At 36.7% G+C, this 21,231-nt stretch carries 17 protein-coding genes and 1 other annotated feature; of the genes, 3 read left to right on the top strand and 14 right to left on the bottom strand.

The window, feature by feature from the left end:
- Positions 1 to 265: 265 nt before the first annotated feature.
- The 5 genes from MHI40_RS04955 to MHI40_RS04935 all read right to left on the bottom strand — a co-directional run bounded on the left by MHI40_RS04955 (position 266) and on the right by MHI40_RS04935 (position 6,151).
- Positions 266 to 1,207, bottom strand: a complete 942-nt coding sequence (locus tag MHI40_RS04955; protein ID WP_340761775.1) for an ABC transporter ATP-binding protein — start codon at positions 1,205 to 1,207, stop codon at positions 266 to 268.
- On the bottom strand, positions 1,207 to 2,271 hold the full coding sequence (locus MHI40_RS04950) for an ABC transporter ATP-binding protein (RefSeq protein ID WP_340761774.1): 1,065 nt from the start codon (positions 2,269 to 2,271) through the stop codon (positions 1,207 to 1,209). Before MHI40_RS04950 ends, MHI40_RS04955 begins: the two co-directional genes overlap by 1 nt.
- Before the next feature lie 15 nt (positions 2,272 to 2,286).
- Positions 2,287 to 3,306 carry an oligopeptide ABC transporter permease gene (gene opp3C / locus MHI40_RS04945; RefSeq protein WP_340761773.1) on the bottom strand — a complete coding sequence of 340 codons (1,020 nt, stop codon included), beginning with the start codon at positions 3,304 to 3,306 and terminating at the stop codon, positions 2,287 to 2,289.
- Positions 3,306 to 4,238 carry an oligopeptide ABC transporter permease gene (gene opp3b / locus MHI40_RS04940; RefSeq protein ID WP_340761772.1) on the bottom strand — a complete coding sequence of 311 codons (933 nt, stop codon included), beginning with the start codon at positions 4,236 to 4,238 and terminating at the stop codon, positions 3,306 to 3,308. The genes opp3C and opp3b overlap by 1 nt, the downstream gene beginning before the upstream one ends.
- Before the next feature lie 197 nt (positions 4,239 to 4,435).
- On the bottom strand, positions 4,436 to 6,151 hold the full coding sequence (locus MHI40_RS04935; protein ID WP_340761771.1) for a peptide ABC transporter substrate-binding protein: 1,716 nt from the start codon (positions 6,149 to 6,151) through the stop codon (positions 4,436 to 4,438).
- Between the two features lie 236 nt (positions 6,152 to 6,387).
- Here MHI40_RS04935 and MHI40_RS04930 point away from each other — a divergent pair, with 236 nt between their 5' ends.
- Positions 6,388 to 6,732 carry a DUF3899 domain-containing protein gene (locus MHI40_RS04930; protein WP_340761770.1) on the top strand — a complete coding sequence of 115 codons (345 nt, stop codon included), beginning with the start codon at positions 6,388 to 6,390 and terminating at the stop codon, positions 6,730 to 6,732.
- A gap of 53 nt (positions 6,733 to 6,785) precedes the next feature.
- Positions 6,786 to 7,001, top strand: a binding site (T-box leader).
- Positions 7,002 to 7,054: 53 nt separating this feature from the next.
- Positions 7,055 to 8,047, top strand: a complete 993-nt coding sequence (trpS, locus tag MHI40_RS04925) for a tryptophan--tRNA ligase (protein WP_340761769.1) — start codon at positions 7,055 to 7,057, stop codon at positions 8,045 to 8,047.
- A 243-nt stretch (positions 8,048 to 8,290) separates the two neighbouring features.
- Here trpS and MHI40_RS04920 read toward each other — a convergent pair whose 3' ends face one another.
- From MHI40_RS04920 to MHI40_RS04890, 7 genes are all read right to left on the bottom strand, one after another.
- Positions 8,291 to 10,132 carry an oligopeptide ABC transporter substrate-binding protein gene (locus MHI40_RS04920; RefSeq protein ID WP_340761768.1) on the bottom strand — a complete coding sequence of 614 codons (1,842 nt, stop codon included), beginning with the start codon at positions 10,130 to 10,132 and terminating at the stop codon, positions 8,291 to 8,293.
- Between the two features lie 62 nt (positions 10,133 to 10,194).
- The gene (locus MHI40_RS04915) at positions 10,195 to 11,103 is read right to left on the bottom strand and encodes an ABC transporter permease (RefSeq protein WP_093535609.1); all 909 of its coding nucleotides are present in this window, start codon (positions 11,101 to 11,103) and stop codon (positions 10,195 to 10,197) included.
- A gap of 28 nt (positions 11,104 to 11,131) precedes the next feature.
- Complete coding sequence (opp4B, locus tag MHI40_RS04910; RefSeq protein WP_093535611.1) at positions 11,132 to 12,094, bottom strand: oligopeptide ABC transporter permease; 963 nt, start codon at positions 12,092 to 12,094, stop codon at positions 11,132 to 11,134.
- A gap of 1 nt (position 12,095) precedes the next feature.
- Positions 12,096 to 13,043 (bottom strand): ATP-binding cassette domain-containing protein, encoded by a 948-nt coding sequence (locus MHI40_RS04905; RefSeq protein WP_093535613.1) that lies wholly within the window; start codon positions 13,041 to 13,043, stop codon positions 12,096 to 12,098.
- Positions 13,040 to 14,056 (bottom strand): oligopeptide/dipeptide ABC transporter ATP-binding protein, encoded by a 1,017-nt coding sequence (locus MHI40_RS04900; protein WP_093535615.1) that lies wholly within the window; start codon positions 14,054 to 14,056, stop codon positions 13,040 to 13,042. Before MHI40_RS04900 ends, MHI40_RS04905 begins: the two co-directional genes overlap by 4 nt.
- Positions 14,057 to 14,454: 398 nt before the next feature.
- The gene (gene fabF, locus MHI40_RS04895; protein WP_340761767.1) at positions 14,455 to 15,690 is read right to left on the bottom strand and encodes a beta-ketoacyl-ACP synthase II; all 1,236 of its coding nucleotides are present in this window, start codon (positions 15,688 to 15,690) and stop codon (positions 14,455 to 14,457) included.
- A gap of 28 nt (positions 15,691 to 15,718) precedes the next feature.
- On the bottom strand, positions 15,719 to 16,654 hold the full coding sequence (locus MHI40_RS04890) for a beta-ketoacyl-ACP synthase III (protein ID WP_340761765.1): 936 nt from the start codon (positions 16,652 to 16,654) through the stop codon (positions 15,719 to 15,721).
- 164 nt (positions 16,655 to 16,818) lie between these two features.
- On the opposite strand from MHI40_RS04890, the gene MHI40_RS04885 reads away from it, so the two are divergent.
- Complete coding sequence (locus MHI40_RS04885) at positions 16,819 to 17,007, top strand: YjzD family protein (protein ID WP_340761764.1); 189 nt, start codon at positions 16,819 to 16,821, stop codon at positions 17,005 to 17,007.
- Positions 17,008 to 17,058: 51 nt separating this feature from the next.
- Here MHI40_RS04885 and MHI40_RS04880 read toward each other — a convergent pair.
- Both MHI40_RS04880 and MHI40_RS04875 read right to left on the bottom strand, forming a co-directional pair.
- A protein-coding gene (locus tag MHI40_RS04880; protein WP_340761762.1) for an IS3 family transposase occupies positions 17,059 to 18,413 on the bottom strand; the annotation gives its coding sequence in 2 pieces (ribosomal slippage) (positions 17,059 to 17,960 and positions 17,960 to 18,413; 1,356 coding nt in all).
- A 658-nt stretch (positions 18,414 to 19,071) separates the two neighbouring features.
- Positions 19,072 to 21,207 (bottom strand): ATP-dependent Clp protease ATP-binding subunit, encoded by a 2,136-nt coding sequence (locus tag MHI40_RS04875; protein ID WP_340761761.1) that lies wholly within the window; start codon positions 21,205 to 21,207, stop codon positions 19,072 to 19,074.
- Positions 21,208 to 21,231 lie beyond the last annotated feature (24 nt).

Raw genomic sequence — 21,231 nt, 5'->3', positions numbered from 1 at the left:
GCACTTCGGACAGAATAAATTAGTCAGCTAATACTTGAAGAGGTGAACCACATCGTTTGTCCACTAAAATACTTTCCGCTGACGTTTTCTCGGCCCTATAGAAGACAGCACATTACAATCCAGTCAATCTAGTAAGTAATACTTCATTGAAAGGTTTATCGCTTAGGTGTGAGTATTTTCATATCATTTACTTGGAATCCAGTGCAGTACCTTATATACTTTCTTTCAAAAAAAGCGACCATTCGTATGAATGGTCGCTGATTTATTATACTTGTGAACCTGAAATAGCTTGTAAAGTGGCAAGCTCTTTTGTTGAACAATATACAAAATGTCCAGGCGTTACTTCGCGCATTGCTATCTCTTCCCCATCTTGATAATTATGAGAAGCAGGATCGTATGATTTACGCACACGAGTACGCTCATAATTTGGATCTGGAAGTGGTATAGCTGACAATAGTGACTGTGTATATGGATGCATTGGATTTTTATATAAATCCTCTGCAGAAGCTAGTTCTACTAACTTACCAAAATACATAACACCGATTCGATCGGAAATATACTTAACCATTGATAAATCATGGGCGATAAACAAATAAGTTAAGCCTTTTTCTTCTTGTAATTCTTTTAGTAAGTTAACTACTTGTGCTTGAATAGAAACGTCTAATGCCGAGATTGGCTCATCGGCAATGATGAATTCTGGATTAACAGCTAGTGCTCTCGCAATACCTAGACGTTGTCTTTGTCCACCAGAAAACTCATGTGCATAACGGTCAGCGTGCTCACGGTTCAACCCTACAGTTTCTAATAATTCCACAACACGTTCTTTACGTTCTTTTGGATTTTTAACAAGTCCATGAATGTCTAAACCTTCCGCAATAATATCCAGTACTTTCATACGCGGATTTAGCGAAGCATAAGGATCTTGGAAGATCATTTGCATTTTACGGTTAAATGATTTTAAATCCTTTTTCGACTTTTTATCATGAACGTTAATACCATCATAAATTACTTGTCCATCTGTTGCTTCGTAAAGGCGTATAATTGTTCGACCTGTTGTGGATTTACCACAGCCAGATTCCCCTACTAATCCAAGTGTTTCCCCTTTATATATATCGAAACTGATATCGTCTACCGCACGAACTTCATTAGGCTTACCTTGATTGAAATACTGCTTAAGATTTTTAATTTCTAGTAATTTTTCAGCCATTAGTAAGTCCCTCCTTCCGTTCCTTCATAATAGCGGCTACCTGGGAACTTTTTCATACGTTCTACAATTGCTAGTGGAGGCTCAACTTGTGGAGCATCCGGATGTAACAACCATGTAGCAGCTGAGTGCGTATCACTTACTTTAAAAAATGGTGGTGCTTCTTCTAAGTCTATTTTCAAAGCATAATCACTACGTAGTGCAAATGCATCACCTTTAGGTGGATACAATAAATCAGGAGGTGTTCCTGGAATTGCATATAATTTTTCATCAGCACTATCTAATGAAGGCATTGAACTTAGTAAGCCCCATGTATAAGGGTGTTGAGGGTTATAGAATATTTCATCTACGGTCCCAATCTCAACTATTTTACCACCATACATAACGGCTACTCTATCCGCAACATTTGCCACGACCCCAAGATCATGTGTAATGAAGATGATAGATGTATCTATTTTCTTTTGAAGGTCTTTCATTAACTCTAAAATTTGTGCTTGAATTGTTACATCTAATGCAGTAGTTGGCTCATCCGCAATAAGAATCTGTGGATTACATGCTAGCGCAATAGCAATAACAATACGTTGACGTTGACCACCAGAGAATTGGTGAGGATATTGCTTAATACGTGCTTCAGGTTTCGGCATACCAACCAAACGCAATAAGTCTATTGCTACTTTACGTGCTTCCGATTTCCCAACTTTTTGGTGTTTTAAAATTGGCTCCATAATCTGGTTACCAATTGTCATTGTAGGATTCAAAGAAGTCATTGGATCTTGGAAAATCATTGAAATATCTTTTCCTCGAATCTTTTGCATCTCTTTATCCGATAGCTTAGTTAAATCTTTTCCGTTAAATAAGATTTGACCATTTTTAAATTCTGAACTAGATTCAGGTAACAAACGCATAATTGCTTTTGTTGTAACTGATTTACCAGAGCCAGACTCTCCTACAATCGCCAGTGTTTCCCCTTTTTTTAAGTCGAAGTTAACGCCACGAATGGCCTTTACTTCACCAGCAAATGTATGGAAGGAAAGCTCTAGGTTTTTAACTTCTAATATCTTTTCCATATTCGCTTTCCTCCTTTAGTCTTTCATCTTCGGATCAAATGCATCACGCAAACCATCACCAAGTAAATTAAATGCAATCATTAATAGACTTAAGATAAGAGACGGATACAATAAAATATGCGGTTGGAACTGAATTAACTTATAACCATCATTAATAAGTGTACCTAAAGACGCGTTAGGTGCTTGAAGTCCTAATCCTATGAAACTTAAGAAAGCTTCAAAGAAAATCGCACTCGGAATAGTAAACATAGTATTAATAATGATAATACCCATGATATTAGGTAAAATGTGCTTAGTAATAATTCGACTATTAGTTGCGCCTAGTGTTCTTGACGCCAGTACAAATTCTTGGTTTTTGAATTTCAGTACTTGACCACGAACAATTCGGGACATACCGATCCACCCTGTTAAGGTGATTGCGATAATGATCGCAGTTATGCCTGGTTCCATAAATAGAAGCATTAGTATCACGACAACTAACGTCGGAATTCCATATAAGATTTCCACGATTCGTTGTAATATATCATCGACACGACCACCGTAGTAACCAGAAATCCCTCCATATGCTACACCAATAACCATATCAATTAAAGCAGCAGCAAAAGCAATTAATAAGGAGATTTGCGTACCTTCCCAAACACGTGAGAACATATCGCGGCCTAGGCCATCTGTACCGAACCAATAATACGTATCAACTTTTTTCATTTCGTATAAATCTACTTCTTTACCAGCTAAGTTACCAACCCCATCGAATATACCAAGGTTTTCAAGTCCTGGAACTTTCGGTGGTAGATTTGCATGTTTCAATGTTTGAGTTTCAGCATCATGTGGACTAACCATCGGTCCGACAAACGCCATGATGATGATAAAAGCCAATATAAACATACTAACGATAGCTGCTTTGTTTTTGCGGATACGCAACCAAGCATCTTGCCAGAAACTTAAACTTGGTTTCGAAATTCTTTCCGCATGACTACTATCTAATTGAACTCTTTCAAACGACTCAGCAGGTAATTTTTTTATTTCTTGACTCATTAATTATTACCTCCTGACAAACGAATACGAGGGTCAATGATTCCGTAAAGAATATCAACTACGAATATTACGACTATTAAGAACGCAGAGAAGAACAGTGTTGTACCCATAATGATTGAGAAGTCATTTGATAAAATTGCTTTTACAAATTGTTCTCCGATTCCAGGAATCGCAAAAATTTGTTCAATTACAAGTGATCCAGTTAGTAATCCTGCAGCTAGAGGACCTAATACTGTTACAAGTGGGATTAATGCATTACGGAAAGCATGTTTAAATGCAACTTCAAATCCACTTGCTCCTTTAGATTTAGCTAAAGTGATGTAATCTGAACTTAATACTTCAATCATCTCTGTTCGAATAAAACGAGAAGCTGTTGCAAGTGGTCCCATTGCTAGTGCAAGAGATGGAAGCACACTCGACATCCAACCGTCTTTCCATAAGGCAACAGGGAATAGTCCCCATTTAACACCAAACCAATATTGGAGGAATGTTGCAAAAACGAAAGAGGGAATTGAAATACCAATGATAGCTATTAACGTACTACCATAATCCCATATTGTATTTTGTCTTAAGGCTGCAATCATTCCTAAAAGTATACCGAGTACTACACCAAGTACTAACCCTTGGGTTCCTAGTAATACTGAAGGTCCAAGACGATTAATAATCAATTCTGTTACACTTGCGTTTTTAAATTGGAACGAGTTTCCTAAATCACCTTGGACCAAATTTAACATATACTTTGCATACTGTACCGGGACTGGTTTATCTAACCCATAATTGGCTTCAACTATCGCAAGTTGTGAAGGAGATAGTTTAGGAGCAGAGCTAATCGGGGATCCTGGGAGCGCCTTCATCAAGAAGAATGTAGCTGTTGCTATCAGGAAAAATGTTATAAACATATAAAACACACGACGAATAATGTATTTTGTCATCTTTGCACCTCCTACAAAAAATATTTTAATAGATTAATTACTAAATAATATATAAACAGATACAACTACCTGTTGTCAAAAAGAATAAAAATATAAAATATTTGGTGAATTCTGATTCATTTAAAAAGAGAGTATATGGTCCGCATTAGGAAACCATATACTCTCAAACTATGTGATTTTAAAGATTTACTAAACTATTAGTTTTTACCTTCGATGTAAGCCCATTTGTAGCTATAGTCTCCACCGAATGGGTGGGCAACAATACCTTTAACATATGGTTTTTGAAGGAACATTAATCCACGTTGGTACATTGGTCCGATTCCAAAATCTTCATCAATAAGAAGTTTTTCAGCATCAGCAAGTGCTTGCCAACGAGCTTCTGGATCTAGTGCTAATTCATTTACAGCCGAGTTTACTAATTTGTCATATTCAGGGTTTGCATATGACATTTGGTTGTTACCGCCACCAGTTAACCATAAGTTCATGAATGTGTAAGGATCTTGATAATCAGGTCCCCATCCAGCAATTTGAATATCGTAGTCTTGGTTTGTATCAAGATCTAAACGAACATTAAATGGAACTTCTTTTAATTGTACAGTTAAACCTGGTAAGTTTGTTTCTAATTGATTTTTAAGGTATTCACCAGTTTTCTTCGCAGATTCTGTATCTCCATTTAAGATTTCTAGAGTTAACTCAGAAACACCTAATTCAGATAAACCTGTTTCAAACGCAGCTTTTGCTTCTTCAACATTAAATACAGCCATGTCTCCGTTAACATCACGGAAGTCAGTACCATTTTCGTCGAAAGTGAAGTCTTTTGGTACTAAGTAGTTAGCAGGTACAGAACCATTCGCTAAAACTACATCTACTAAATCTTGTTTGTCAAACGCTTTTGTGATTGCTTCACGAATATTTACGTTAGCAAGTGGAGTTTTTTCTCCAAGACGTTCTTGATTGTATTTGAAATAGAATACAGATGTTTCTGACTCATGGATTAAATCTGGGTCAGCACCGTATTGCATCGCAAAATCACCTGTAAGTGGTGCACGGTCTTTTTGACCTTCTGTATATAAGTTAACGCCAGTACCTGGCTCTTTAACTACATCATAGTTAATTTCTGTTAGTTTCACAGTTTCTTTATCCCAGTACTCTTCGTTTTTAAGAAGTTGCCAAGATAAACCTGTTCCGTCCCAATTAGCAAGTGTAAACGGTCCGTTGTATAAAAGTGATTCAGAGTTTTTCGCGTAGTTTTCACCTTGCGAAGTAACGAATGCTTCACTTTGTGGTAAGAATGTTCCAAATGACATAAGTGATAAGAAGTAAGGAGTTGGTTTATCAAGCGAAACTTCTAAAGTTTTTTCATCAAGCGCTTTAACACCTAACTCAGTGTAATCCATTTTTCCTTCAGAGATTGCAGTAGCGTTTTTGATAACTCCACCCATCATATATGGACCGTATTCAGATGCAGTATCTGGGTTCATAGCACGCTTCCATGAATATTCAAAGTCATTAGCAGTTACTGGAGTACCGTCAGACCATTTAGAATCACGTAATTTGAAAGTATAAACTAATCCATCTTCAGAAACTGTTGGTTCCCCATCAGAGATTGCAGGAACAGCAATATTTTCTTGATTCAAACGGTATAAACCTTCGTTCACGTTGTTAAGTAGGTCAAAACCAACTGCGTCAGTTACTAGAGCTGAGTCCATTGTTGGAATTTCAGCAGTCATGATCAAGTTAAGAACTTGTTCCTCATCTGCTGCTACTTCTGTTTCTTCAGTTGTTGCGTCTTTATCGTCTTTGTCTGTAGTTGTATCATCTTTAGTTTCCTTATCATCGCCACCACAAGCAGCTAGGAATAATGCAACAACTAACAGTAGGCTTAAAAGCCATACAAGCTTGTTATTCTTCATAAAATTAACCTCCTTAAATATTCAGAAAAATTCATTACAATATTTATTATACATTTTCTTTCGAGCTTGTACAGGCTTTTTTTTTATATTTTTACAATAGTGTAACAATATCATTACATTGTCCTAACAATTGTGAATCTTTGGAAAAGAAATTGCTTATTTTTGGTAATTTAAATAATCAATTTTTTGCATATTTTCAGTGTCTATTTTATAATTTACAAATGATGAGGTGAAATATGAAGAATAGGTTAATTTATTTTTTGGGTAGTCAGGTAATTATTTTTATATTAATGCTATTGGTTTATAAAAATATCCAGCTCGTATCTTACATAAACATGTCCTTTTTTGTCGGAGGAACAATAACATTTATTGGTTTAATGACTTATGTGGTTTCAGGTGGTTTTTTTGATTTCTTTACTGCAAGTACACGCAAGATATTTACACCGAGATATATGAGAAAAGAAGCAAAACAGATGCGTTTGCCGTCTGAAGTTTTTTCATTTCCCTATAAACCAATAATTGCATTAGGTCTCTCGAGTTTACTTTGTATGAGTATTGCTTTGTTTATCTATTTCAGCTAATTAAGAACCCTTGATTTTTGTGTTTCTTCTATATATAATAATCAAAACTAAATAATTTAGCTTTGAAGAAGAAAAGTACATTTACTGACGTATGCTAAGAGAGTCTGTGGTCGCTGTGAACAGATCATACGGTAGATGGAATGGGCTTCTGAGCAGTATATGTGAAAGTAAAGTAGCATATACCGTCCCGTTCACGTTACGAAACAAGAGTGGCTAATTATTTTAGCAAGCTGGGTGGTACCACGGATTTAACATCATTCGTCCCTTTTATAGGGATGCGTGATGTTTTTTTTATTTTTCAATACAAAAGGAGATAGTAAAAATGAAGAAGATCTTTTCAGGCGTACAACCAACAGGAATTATCACACTGGGGAATTACATTGGTGCCTTCCGACAATTCACTGCATTACAACATGATTATGATTGTGTGTTTTGTATAGTAGATCAGCATGCTATTACAATTGCGCAGGACCCGAAAGAACTAAGTGATCATATTCGCTCATTAGCAGCATTATATATTGCTGTCGGTATTGATCCGGAGAAATCCACCTTATTTATACAGTCTGAAGTTCCTGCTCACACACAAGCTGGCTGGATTATGCAATGTATTTCGTATATTGGTGAATTGGAAAGAATGACTCAGTTCAAAGATAAATCTACTGGTAAAGATGCTGTTTCAGCAGCATTGTTAACTTATCCACCATTGATGGCAGCGGATATACTTTTATACCAAACGGATATTGTACCTGTTGGTGATGATCAAACTCAACATGTCGAGTTAACGAGAGACTTAGCTGAAAGATTCAACAAACGTTATGGTGAAGTATTGACCGTTCCGCAAATTCAATTACCCAAAAATGGAGCTCGTATTAAATCCTTACAAGACCCACTGAAGAAAATGAGTAAATCAGATTCCAATCTTAAAGCTACGATAAGACTTTTGGATAGTCCAAAGGAAATTGAAAAGAAAATTAAAAGCTCTGTTACAGATTCTGAAGGTATCGTTGCTTTCGATCCTGAAAACAAACCCGGAGTTTCTAATCTCTTAACAATTGAATCCGCTTTAACAGACGTATCCATCCCAACACTTGTACAAAAATATGAAGGTAAGGGATATGGAGATTTCAAAGCTTCCGTGGCCGAAGTCATTATTGCGCATCTTACCCCTATTCAACAAAGATATGAGCAGTTACTCAATTCTACTGAGCTGGATGAAATTCTAGACTTAGGAGCAGAGAAAGCCCAGGCTCTTGCAAATGAAACTTTAGTCAAGATGGAAGCTGCAATGGGTCTCGGAAGAAGACGACTAAAGTAATTGCTAGTATAGACACACATAAAAGTATAAAATCCGTCGACACCATCATATACATGAGGACGGATCTCCAAGAGTAGCCTAGCGATAAAAAGTTCAAATAAAGCACTAAATGTGAGCAGCTAATTACTGCTATTCCATAACTGACTAAAAATATTAATAATCTTATTAGTATCACATCCTTATAAGACCATATGAAAAACCGCTCTTAAACTTTCGTTTAAGAGCGGTTTTTTAAAAAAATATTTATTTAACTGGAGTATCAGCCACTAGTTCAACATCGATATAATCGAAATCAGTGTCATAACCGAAGTCCCAGTTTTTCACACGATCATTGATTGGGCGTAATTCATAACGGAATTGCATAGGAATTACAGCAGAAACATCTTGCATATATTCTTGCCATTCACGGAACTTCTTAGCACGGAACTCTCCGTCAATTGCTTCAGGAGAATCGATTGCAGTTAACAATCCTTCAAGGTCTTCAGATGTGTAACGGCTGAAGTTATAAACAGCTGTTTTAGAGTATAAACCTGCTGGAGATGGGTTTGTACCTGTACCCCATGCACCCATAAATACATCGATTTCTGGATCATCTGCTTGAACTTTATCATAGAATGTGTTGAATTCGATTAGACGACCTGTAGCTAATTGTACGTCTAAGCCAACCTCACCCCAGTTTTGTAGGTAGTAAGAGATTACTTGTTCTTGTGTTTCATCACCAGCCATAGCTGCTAATTTAATAGAAAGTTTTTCTCCATTTTTATCTTCACGTAGACCATCGCCATCAGTATCTTTATATCCAGCTTCGTCTAATAATTTTTTAGCTTTTTCAGGATCATAGTTATATCCTTCAATAGAAGAATCATGGAATGATTTAAATACTGGTGGAATTAGAGAATTAGCACGCTCACGTAAGTCGAAGTAGAATACTTCATTAACTTGCTCGATGTCTAAAGCGTAACCCATTGCTTGACGTAGTACTTTGTCACCCATTTTTGCTTCTTCTTCATTTGTAATTGCAACACTTGCATCATAGTCATATTTCCCAAGTTTGAATCCTACATAAGAGTAGTACAATTCTTGACGACCAAGAAGCGTAATATTTTCAAGATCTTTTACATTTTCATAAGCGCTTGTTGGGAAAGAAAGAGCCATATCGTATTCACCAGTTTCTAATGCTTTAGCAGCTGATGCAGTTGGAACTGTTTTGATCACTACCCCATCCAGTTTCGCTTGACCTTTCCAGTAGTTGTCATTGCGTACAAATTGTACAGTCTCACCAGGAACGATTTTGTCGAATTTGAATGCCCCTAGAGTAACTGGGTTTTTACGTACAGCATCACTTTCAAGTAATTCAGCAACAGGAATATCTTTTACGATATGACTTGGTTCAGCATAAAACCATAGTCCATCTCCACCTGAGTAGATTGCTGGAGAAACTTTGTTGAATGAAATTTCTAAAGTAGTTTCATCCACTTTTTTCAAACCTGAAATTGTATCTGCTTTTCCATCATGATATTCTACAGCACCAACGATATTTTGGAAGTCTGAATCATAACGAACTCCTGCATAATCAGGATGGCCAATAATTAAGTAAGGTTGGATTAAATCCTCAATTTTAAGAGGCTCTCCATCTGACCATTTAACTCCGTCTTTAATCTTAACAGTTGCTTTATTGTTAGTATCGTCAACTTCTAATGTAGCAATACCACCATCAGAAATTAGGAAATCTCCATCAGTGTCAAACAGTACATTAGTTGCGAAATCCATTATTTCAGCATCATAAGCATCTTCATATAGAGTATAAGAGAAAATACCTTGGAATGGAGAATCATTTACTAATGCAACTTGTAAAGTTCCTCCTTTAATAGCTTCGCCTTCGTTATCAAGTACTACAGAGAATAAATCGTCTGAGGCAGGCTCTTCAGCATTTTCCTCTGCACCATCATCTTCCTTTTCTCCACCGTCTTCTGTCTTATCCGGCTCATCAGCAGGTTTTGAAGTGTCTTCATCTGAATTACACGCGGCAAGAACTAGCATCATTGTCAAAAGTAATGCAAGTAAAGCTAAAAGTTTCTTATTCATTCTTTTTCCTCCTTTTTATTCTCTTTTTATATATCAAACGCTCTAGCGTCTAATAACTATTTTTAACCAAGTCGTTGACGTGCATCAGCAGATCTTCGAATTGCCTGACCAACATAATTGATCGCTAACATAAGTAATAAGATTAGTAATGCTGCTGGCAACCAGTTCCACCAGGCATTTTCCATTATGAATGGATCTGTTGCATAGCTTACAAGTGTTCCTAAACTTGGTGTAGACGGCGGTAAACCAAAACCTAAAAACGATAGTCCAGTTTCCAATCCGACATTTCCAGCAAAATTTAGTGTCATCTCCACGATTAATAGAGAGCTTAAATTCGGCATCATTTCTTTGAAAATAATAACAAAATTACCTGTGCCTAATGTTTTCGATGCATTTATATAGTCTCTCCTACTTTCAGAAAGAGCTTTACTTCGAATAACCCGCGCAGTACCTACCCATAAGAATACACTCATTATTAAAATGAATATGAGAATATTATATTTTGGTACGATAGTTACAAATACAATGATAATCATAAGAGAAGGTATAGTAATGAAGAAATCAATAATACGCATAAAGATATTATCAATCCATCCTCCAAAATAGCCTGTCACTAAACCAATGACTACACCGATAAACCCTGTTAATAATGTAACTGATATTGCAATTGTCAATGAGTTACGCGCACCTACTACTAATTGGCCAAGGATATCCCGCCCACCTTTATCGGCTCCTAACCAGAATTTTTCACCTGGTTCTGCTAGCTTGTCACGCAAGCTTATTCGCATAAGCTGAGTTTGGTCAATTTGCCATGCCCATATATATATGCTTCCAATAACTACAATTAACGATATTAATGAGAACATTGCTAATTTATCTTTCATGAACTCCCGCGCAATAACTTGAAAACCAGTCGGGGGAGAGCTTACTTTCATCTCTTTTGATGCTTCAATAGCTTCCGTATTTTTCATTATTTGGACTCTCCTTATCCATTATTTTTTAGTCAATCCTAATTCGAGGGTCAACGATGCTCATGATGATATCGGATAATAGACTTCCTAATAATGTTAAGAATCCAAAAAGCATTACAAGTGCTGTAATTACACTATAATCACGCCCATTAATTGCGTGAATGAACAATTGTCCCATACCATGATATCCAAAAATAGTTTCAATAAAGATAGATCCAGTTAGAAGTCCTGTAATTGTAAACCCTAAAAAGGCTGCAATCGGTAACAACGAGTTACGTAATATATGACGAGAGTATACTTTATTGATCGGAATACCTTTACTTTTCGCAGTCCGTACATAATCTAACGACTTAGAATCAATAATTTCGGAACGTAGGTACTGAATAATCCCAGTAGTCGCAAGTAAGGCATACGTAATCGCTGGTAATAAAATATGATAGAACTTACTCCATATAAAGCCAGCTGTTCCAGACTCGTATTTAATATCTACGGTCCCACTAGTAGGGAACCAACCTAATTCATATCCGAAGAAGAACAGATTGATCAATCCTAATACAAATGTTGGTATGGCAAAAACTATAAAGCTATACAATACAATCGTTTTATCTAGGAGAGAGTCATGGAATCTACCAGCTATAACTCCTAGTGGAATGGCAATTAAATATAATAAAAATACACTTAACAAAGATAACCATAATGTATTCAACGCACGCTCTCCGATTAAATCAGCAACAGGGACGTTAAAGGTGTAGCTACGTCCAAAGTCTCCTTGAAAAGCATTCCCAATCCAGTTCACATATTGAACATACCATGGGTCATAGAAACCAGCTTTAATACGAAGTTCTTCTACTCTAGCAGGATCTGTTTCTGGAGTGATTAATCCTGTAAAAGGGTCCCCAGGCATAAACTTCGCCATAATAAATATTAAAAGACTAAGTACAAATAATTGTGGAATCATTACGAGAATACGCCTAATTATTGTTTTCCACATATTACATGCCCCCTTTGTTCTGAGCACTCATTGCCACTTGATGTGTATTGGAGATTGTTTGTAAATCAAAAACTCTTCCATTCTCATCATAATAATTATGGTGATTCGTTAAATAATCTACTTCTACAGCTCTTCGAATATTCTTTCGCTCTTCGCGATTTGTCGGATTTACTTCCGGTATTGCAGACAGTAATCTTTTCGTGTATATATGTTGAGGATTTGTATAAATATCATTTCGATTACCAGACTCTACAAAACGTCCTTTATACATAATCGAGATATTATCACACATATGTTTTACTACTCCCAGATCGTGGGATATAAATAAGAAACTCAATCCAAACTCCTCTTGAATATCTTTTAAGAAGTTTAAAACCTGTGCCTGAACGGATAAATCGAGTGCCGATACTGGTTCATCAGCAATAATTAGTTTAGGATTACTTGCAATTGCTCTTGCAATACCTATACGTTGTTTTTGTCCACCTGAAAATTCATGGGGATATTTGATTCTTGCTTCCTCACTCATCCCAACAATCGCCAGTAATTCATTGATTCTTTTTCTTTCTTCACCAGGAGAAAGTTTCAAGAAATTACGAATAGGTTCTGCGATGATATCCTCTACTCTTTTACGCGGATTCAAACTAGAGTGTGCATCCTGGAAAATCATTTGGATATCGCGGTTATAGGCGGAATTTCTACTTCTTACTTTGTTTGTAACATCCACGCCTTCATAAATAATGTTTCCAGATGTAATTTTCTCTAGACCGATAATAGATTTGCCAGTTGTAGATTTTCCACAACCTGATTCTCCTACTAGTCCATATGCTTTTCCTTTTTCAAATTCAAGATTTATTCCATCTACAGCGTGCACATTATCTACAACTGTATTGAAAAATCCTCCACGAATAGGGTAATGCACCTTTAGGTCATTAATTTGCATGAAACTCATAGGGGATTACCTCCTTTTTCACTTTCAAAGTGAAAATGCTGCCAGCATGTACATCTAACGAGATGACCTGGAGATACTTCATGCAATGTCGGATTTTCTTCATGTGCTTCAGCAGGAATCCAAGGGATACGATCTGCAAATCTACATCCTACTCTTGGTAATTTTACTAACGATGGTACCATTCCTTGTATTACTTGTAGCTTTTCATTCTCACTATTCATCTGTGGAATAGAATTTAGTAGTGAACGTGTATATGGATGTCTAGGATTTGCAAACAACTCATCTACAGGTGCTTCTTCAATAATTTGCCCAGCATACATAACTACAACACGGTCAGCCGTTTCAGCTACTACACCTAAATCATGTGTGATTAATACAATACCTGCTCCTGTTTCATTTTGAAGTTCTTTCAACAGATCCAGAATCTGAGCTTGAATTGTAACATCTAATGCAGTTGTCGGTTCATCAGCAATAATAATATTTGGTTTACAAGAAATAGCAATTGCAATAATTACACGTTGTCTCATCCCGCCTGAAAGTTGGTGGGGAAACTGTTTAGCAATTCGATCTGGATTCGGGATTCCTACTTGTTTTAGTAATTCTAATACACGCGTATTGCGCTCTTGTTTTGACATTTTAGTATGATACACAAGACCTTCTTCAATCTGCTCACCAATTCTCATTAATGGGTTTAAAGCTGATAACGGATCTTGGAAAATCATTCCTATTTCTTCTCCACGGACATCATTTAACTTATCCTCTTTCAACAGGGCTAGGTTTTCCCCATTATATAGAATTTCTCCTTGAACTCGTGTCTTGTTATGGTCATATAGTCCAATAATAGAAGTGGCTAATGTAGATTTTCCGCAACCTGACTCGCCCACTACTGCAAGTATTTCATTTCTTCTTAAGGTTAGGGATACACCATCAACCGCATCGTAATATGTATCTTTTATGCGAAAACCTGTATGTAAGTCGTTTATGGTTAAAAGCTGATCTAAGTTGTTCAACATATTGCTCCTTTCAGTAATCGCTCTACTAAACTATTATTTTAGAAGTCTACTTGCTCATTCAATGTTTAAATTTTCTGTTTATTATTACCTTCTGGTTAAATTCTATTACAGTTCTATTACAATCGCAATATTATTTTTTCATTATTTGATTAATTGGATACTTTGAGAAAATTTAAATAATCTAAAAAGCTAGTTATAACATAGGATTGAAGCATATATAAATAATTAAAATATTTTATTGGAATATTAATATATTCGACATATTTCAACATTTTCTCTTACAAAAAAGTTGTTTTGTGTATTAAAACACTGACTAATCAACACTTTAAAGCGATGAATTATAGAATTCAAAAAAAGCATTTCCAAATAAACCTTGGAAATGCTTTGAGAGAATAATTTTATATTTTTTTGAATAAAATACTTGCATTATGTCCACCGAAACCTAATGAATTACTCATAGCATATTCGATGTCTTCTTTTCTTGCAGCATTTGGCACATAGTCTAAATCACATTCTGGATCTGGAGTGTCTAAATTCATTGTCGGTGGTAATATTCCCTCTTTTAATGCTAATACAGTGAAGATTGCTTCAACCCCACCTGCAGCACCTAAAAGATGGCCTGTCATAGACTTGGTAGAACTCATAGCAAGTTTATATGCATGTTCTCCAAACACAGTTTTCACTGCCATTGTTTCAAAATGGTCGTTGTATGGTGTACTCGTTCCATGCGCATTAATATAATCTACTTGTTCTGGTGAAATTGTAGCATCGTCAAGTGCTTGTTTCATCGCACGAGCTGCACCTTCGCCTCCTGGTGCTGGTGCTGTAATATGATGTGCATCTCCAGTTGAGCCATATCCGATAATTTCCGCATAAATTTTAGCTCCACGTGCAACGGCATGTTCATATTCCTCTAAAATAATAATCCCAGCGCCTTCTCCAATTACAAATCCATCGCGATTTGCATCGAATGGACGAGATGCTTTCTCAGGATCTGTATTTAACGTAAGGGCAGTATTTGATACAAATCCTGCTACAGACATATGAGTAATAGGTGATTCTGCTCCGCCTGTAATCATCACGTCTGCATCCCCACGTTCAATCACCTTAAATGCATCTCCAATTGAGTTTGTGCCAGATGCACAAGCTGTTACCGAACAAGAATTAATAGCCTTCGCGCCAAAATGAATGGATACTTGCCCTGCTGCCATATCTGGAATCATCATTGGTACAAAAAATGGACTTACTCGGCGTGCTCCTTTTTCTAAAAAGATACGGAATTGTGCTTCATAAGTCTCCATTCCCCCTATACCAGAACCAATCCATACTCCTGTACGAAGACCAATTTCTTCTGTTATTGTCAGGTTGGCATCTTCGACAGCCATAATAGAAGCAGCTAATGCGTAATGGGTAAAGCGATCCATTTTTCGTGCTTCTTTTCTTTCAATATATTTTTCAATATCAAAGTCTTTTACTTCAGCAGCAACCTTAGCAGCAAACTGTGATGCATCTAATCTTGTCAGCATACCTACACCAGATTTTCCTTCTTTAATACCCGACCAAGTTGTTTCTATATTATTACCTAGTGGTGTAACAGCTCCTAAACCCGTAACTACTACTCTGCGTTTCATCATGTAAGATTCATCCTTCCAAATTGTTCGCTTATTTTCCCCATTTTAATGCAATTGCACCCCAAGTTAATCCTCCACCAAAGCCAACCATCACAATAATATCATCATCTTTTACTTTGCCATTTATCACTTCATCATATAACGACAATGGGATAGAAGCCGAAGATGTATTACCGTATTTATGGATTGTTTTAGACATCTTTTCAATTGGTAATCCTAGTCTTTCTCTGGACGATTCCATTATACGGATATTGGCTTGATGTGGAATGAGCATATCCACTTCTTCTTTGTTTAGACCAGCTTTTTCTATTACATTAATCGCAGATTCGCCCATTTGTCTTACTGCAAATTTAAAAACTTCTCGTCCATTCATGTGAAGATGAGGACCTTCTTGTGATAAATGCTTCCCACCACTACCATCAGCACCGAGTTCAAAAGATAAAATTCCTCGTCCTTCTGACACTTTACTAATTACCGCAGCACCAGCACCATCTCCGAATAATACTGCTGTATTTCTATCTTCCCAATTAGTAATTTTAGAGAGTTTTTCTACTCCCACAACAAGTACGTGGGAATATGTATCAGACTCCACAAATTGCTTCGCTGTAACAAGTCCATACATAAAACCTGCACAAGCAGCCGACAAGTCCATTGCAGCAGCATTTGTTGCGCCAATTTGTTCCTGTATCATTGTTGAAACACTTGGAAAAGGACGGTCTGGTGTTACCGTCGCTACAAGTATCAATCCAATTTGATCAGCTGTTATTCCTGCGTCTTTTATAGCTTCTTTTGCAGCTTTCACAGCCATATGAGATGTATTTTCTTCTTCTCCAGCAATTCTACGTTCTTCTATACCAGTCATTGTTCTTATCCATTCATCAGATGTATCCATTCTTTTCTCAAGGTCTTCATTTGTCAAAACATGCTCAGGTGAATATGTTCCTAAACCAATTATTCCCGCATTCATGAAAGTTCCTCTTTTCTTATAATCTATTATTAGTACCTGGTATTAATAATAACGAATATATGTACATTTTTCAACAACAGAGTTCCTTTTGCCAAATATTCTTTTGTAATATGCTATGCTATGTTATGATATATATATAAAATTAGCGCCTGAGGTGAAATTACATGCAATATATAATGACAGTATTTTGGTCAGTAGTTTTAGTTACAATGTTAAATTATGTAGTAAGTTCCGTGCAAAACGTTGAATTTGTGTTCATGAATGGTATTATCATGTCCATTCCAGTTGCAATTATGGTTCTAATTATCGCAGCTATCATTCCTGAGGAACCAACAGCTAAAGCACATCACTAAAAAAACCTTCCCACATGAAGTGACCCCTAAAAGTTAGACACAGTTATTTCATTAAGCAATTTGGTAAAAATGGGTTCGGTATTGCACCGGACTCATTTTTAATTTTGCCTTCATCCGTTTCGTGTTGTAATAAATAATATACTTTTCTAATTCGATTTTAAAATGCTCCACACTTTCAAAATCCTTTAAGTAGAGGAATTCCGATTTCATAATGCCAAAGAAATTCTCCATCACAGAGTTGTCGTAACAGTTTCCTTTACGGGACATACTTTGTACAATACCCCTACATTCTAACGCGTGACGATATTGCTTCATTTGATAATGCCAACCTTGGTCTGAATGTATCAGTAGTTGGTGGTCATCAGATAAGTGTTCTAAAGCTTTCTCTAACATTTCTGAAACAAGCGAATACGTTGGTCTAGTGTCTATTGTATACGTAATAATTTCTCCGTTAAATAAATCTAAAACAGGAGATAAGTAAAGCTTTTCACCAAGTAACTTAAACTCCGTAATATCGGTTACCCATTTCTGATTGGGGGCATTTGCAATAAAATTACGATCTAAAATATTTGGTGCGATCTTACCAACAGTACCTTTATAAGATCTATATTTTTTCATACGTACAACACACTTTAAACCTAACTCTTTCATAATGCGTTGAACCTTCTTGTGATTTACTTTTTGCCCACGGTTCGCTAACTCATCGCGAATACGACGGTAACCGTAACGACCTTCATGCTCTTCATAAATCACTTTAATCTCAGCTTTTAACTCTGCATCTGAATCTGGACGATTCATTCGCTTCACTAAATCATAATAGGTACTTCGTGGAATACCAGCGAGCTCAACGAGCTCCTTCACCAGATATTTATGCCTTAATTCAAAGACTATTTGTGTTTTGTCTTGTTTGGTGATTTTTCCTTGCTTTGAACTAAGGCATTCAACTTTTTTAAATACTCGTTTTCCATTTCAAGTTGCTTAATACGTGCTTCAAGAGCTTCGAATGATCCTTCAACTTGAATTCGTTTTGACTGTTTATTTGACTCTTTTTTCATGGTTGGACGCCCCTTTTTCATTGATTTCAGAGCGTCAATACCAGTTGAGTTATACAATTTAACCCATTTATGTACCGTTGATGGAGACGGGATGTTAAAAATCGCAGCTGCTTCATTAGGAGTTACTCCAAAATCATTTATATAGTTTAGTACGTCCATTTTAAAGTTCAAATCATAATTTGTATAGGTAGAATTAAAAGCATCTACTCCATTTACTTTATACTGGACTACCCAAACCTTTAATGGGCTTATGCTAATATGAAACTGATCAGCTATTGTTTTAAAGGAAGCTGTTCCTTTTAGATACGTTAAAACTGCCTGTAATTTTAATTCAGAACTATATTTTGTCATAGAAAAACTGCACCTCCAATTGTTAGATTGTGTCTAACAATTGGGGTGCAGTTCAACACGGGAGGCTTTTTTTTTAGTGATAGAAAAGAAAGTATATAAAAATGCAACATGAACACTGGTTTTACGGGACTTTTAAGATGAATAATGCTACTGATTTCGATTTCAGGTGGACGCTTTTCCGCAGGCTTGGCTTCAGCCTCCTCTTCGCAAGCTCCTGCTGGTTCTTCAGCTCAAGCTCTCCCGCTAAGAGTCGCCACCTTCCACTTCAAGCAATATAAAGTGTAGTCTTCACTCTGAGATAGGGCAAAGTATATCCCTAAGATAATAAGAGTAATCAAAGTTAATAAAGTGATAAAACCGTCTGCCTAGTTAGGAATACTATTTTATCATGTAGGGGCGATTCGGTTTTCTTTTATTTGAGTCTATTCATCATTACTTATTTTAAGATAGAACTAGTATATTTAAGTGGTTTTAAATCCAATTATACTTTTATATAAAGTGTGTCTAGTTGATTGGAGCGCAGAGCGGCTGAAGCCGTACCCGCGGAAAGCGTCCGCTCGCAGAGGAAATCAACGGCATATCTACGTTTCTGTTTTTTGAGGACCGCGCGTCTTTTTGTCTGGTTTTCTTGTAGTTCTTCCTAAATTTTATGATTTTATTAACTTTCCATCATGATTTTCAGCTCATCCTCTTCCATTTTAGCAACTACCTTACTGCCAGGTAGAACAGTACCACCGATTAGAAGTTTAGCTACTGCCGTTTCTAAGTAACGTTGAATATATCGTCTCAATGGTCTTGCACCAAATGCTGCATCTGTACCTTCCTCAACAATCCACCGTATCACTGAATCATCTACTTGCAACTCAATTTCTTGTTCATGCAAACGACTTTGAAGTTGTTTCACATATTTTTCTGTAATCTTTATGAAATGATGCGTGGTTAAGGAATGGAACATAATAATATCATCTAAGCGATTTAATAATTCTGGTTTAAAATGTTCACGTAATGCACTCATCACAAGGCTTTCATCTTGTTCCGATACTTCCCCAGTTGTATTTGCTAAGTACCCTGAGCCAATATTAGAAGTTAAGATGACAATTGTATTTGTAAAGTTTACAATTCTACCTTGGCTATCTGTTATTCGTCCATCATCCATCAATTGCAATAAAATATTTGCGACATCTGGATGTGCTTTTTCTATTTCATCGAGCAACACGACTGAATACGGATTTCTACGAACAGCCTCTGTTAATTGACCACCTTCTTCATACCCGATATATCCTGGAGGTGCTCCAACCAAACGAGAAACACTGTGCTTTTCCATATATTCCGACATATCAATACGTATAAAATGCTCCTCAGAGTCAAATAAATTTGCCGCTAATGATTTAGCAAGTTCCGTTTTACCAACTCCCGTAGGTCCTAAAAATAAGAAAGAGCCAATTGGTTTATGAGGATCTTTAATACCTGCTCTTGCACGCCAAACCGCCTCTGTCACTAACTGAACAGCTTGATCTTGTCCAACTACTCGCTCTCCTAATGTTTCATTCAAGCGTAAAAGCTTTTCTCTTTCTCCCTCTACCAGCTTTGTTACAGGAATACCAGTCCATCTTGAAACAATAGAGGCAATTTCGTCTGCTGTTACCTCTTCTCGTAATAGACGAGTTTCTGTATCTTCATTTACTTGGTTTTCATACACTTGAAGCTCTTTTTCTAGTGTGGGAATTTTACCATGGCGAAGCTCTGCTGCTAAGTTTAAATCGTATTGATTTTCCGCCTCTTCTAATTCTCGGCGATAGAGATCCAGTACTTCTCGTTTTTGTTGAATTACTTGAATAGCCTCTTTTTCTAGCTGCCATTTTGTTCGCATTTCACTTGTTGAAGTCTCTAATTCTTTTAAATCCTTACGCAATTGCTCTAGTCTTTTTTGACTTGCGGCATCCTTTTCTTTCATTAACGCTTGTTCTTCAATTTGAAGCTGCATCATTTTTCTTGTAACTTCGTCGAGTTCCTGCGGCATTGAATCGATTTCTGTCCGAATCATCGCGCAAGCCTCATCAACTAAATCGATTGCTTTGTCAGGCAAAAACCGTTCTGTTATATAGCGATTTGAAAGCTCTGCCGCTGCTACAATTGCTCGGTCATGGATTCGCACCCCGTGATGTAGTTCATAGCGTTCTTTCAGTCCGCGTAAAATAGAAACTGTATCTTCTATAGAAGGTTCTCTGACCATTACTTGTTGGAAGCGTCTTTCCAGTGCTGGGTCCTTCTCGATATACATTCGATATTCATCGAGTGTTGTAGCTCCAATACAATGCAATTCCCCGCGCGCTAACATTGGTTTCAACATATTACCGGCATCCATTGCACCATCAGATTTCCCTGCGCCAACTATCGTATGAATTTCATCGATGAATAAAATAATTTGTCCTTCGCTATCTTTCACTTGCTTTAAAACGGCTTGAAGGCGTTCTTCAAATTCTCCGCGATATTTTGCACCAGCGATTAACGAACTCATATCAAGCTCAAAAATCTGTTTCTCTTTCAAGCCTTCTGGTACATCCTTACGTACAATTCGCTGGGCTAGTCCTTCTACAATGGCCGTTTTCCCTACCCCTGGTTCGCCTATTAATACAGGATTATTTTTCGTTTTTCTCGATAGGATTCGAATAACATCCCTTATTTCCTGATCACGCCCAATAACAGGATCCATTTTCCCCTCTTTGACTGCATTTACTAGATTTCTACCGTACGTTTCTAAAGGACTTTTTTCATCTTGCTGTTTCATTTGCATTTTACAAACCTCTCCTCGCGAAAT

Source organism: Psychrobacillus sp. FSL H8-0510, from assembly GCF_038008345.1.
GTDB classification, from domain to species: domain Bacteria; phylum Bacillota; class Bacilli; order Bacillales_A; family Planococcaceae; genus Psychrobacillus; species Psychrobacillus psychrotolerans.
This window is presented reverse-complemented; position numbering and strand designations above follow the sequence as displayed.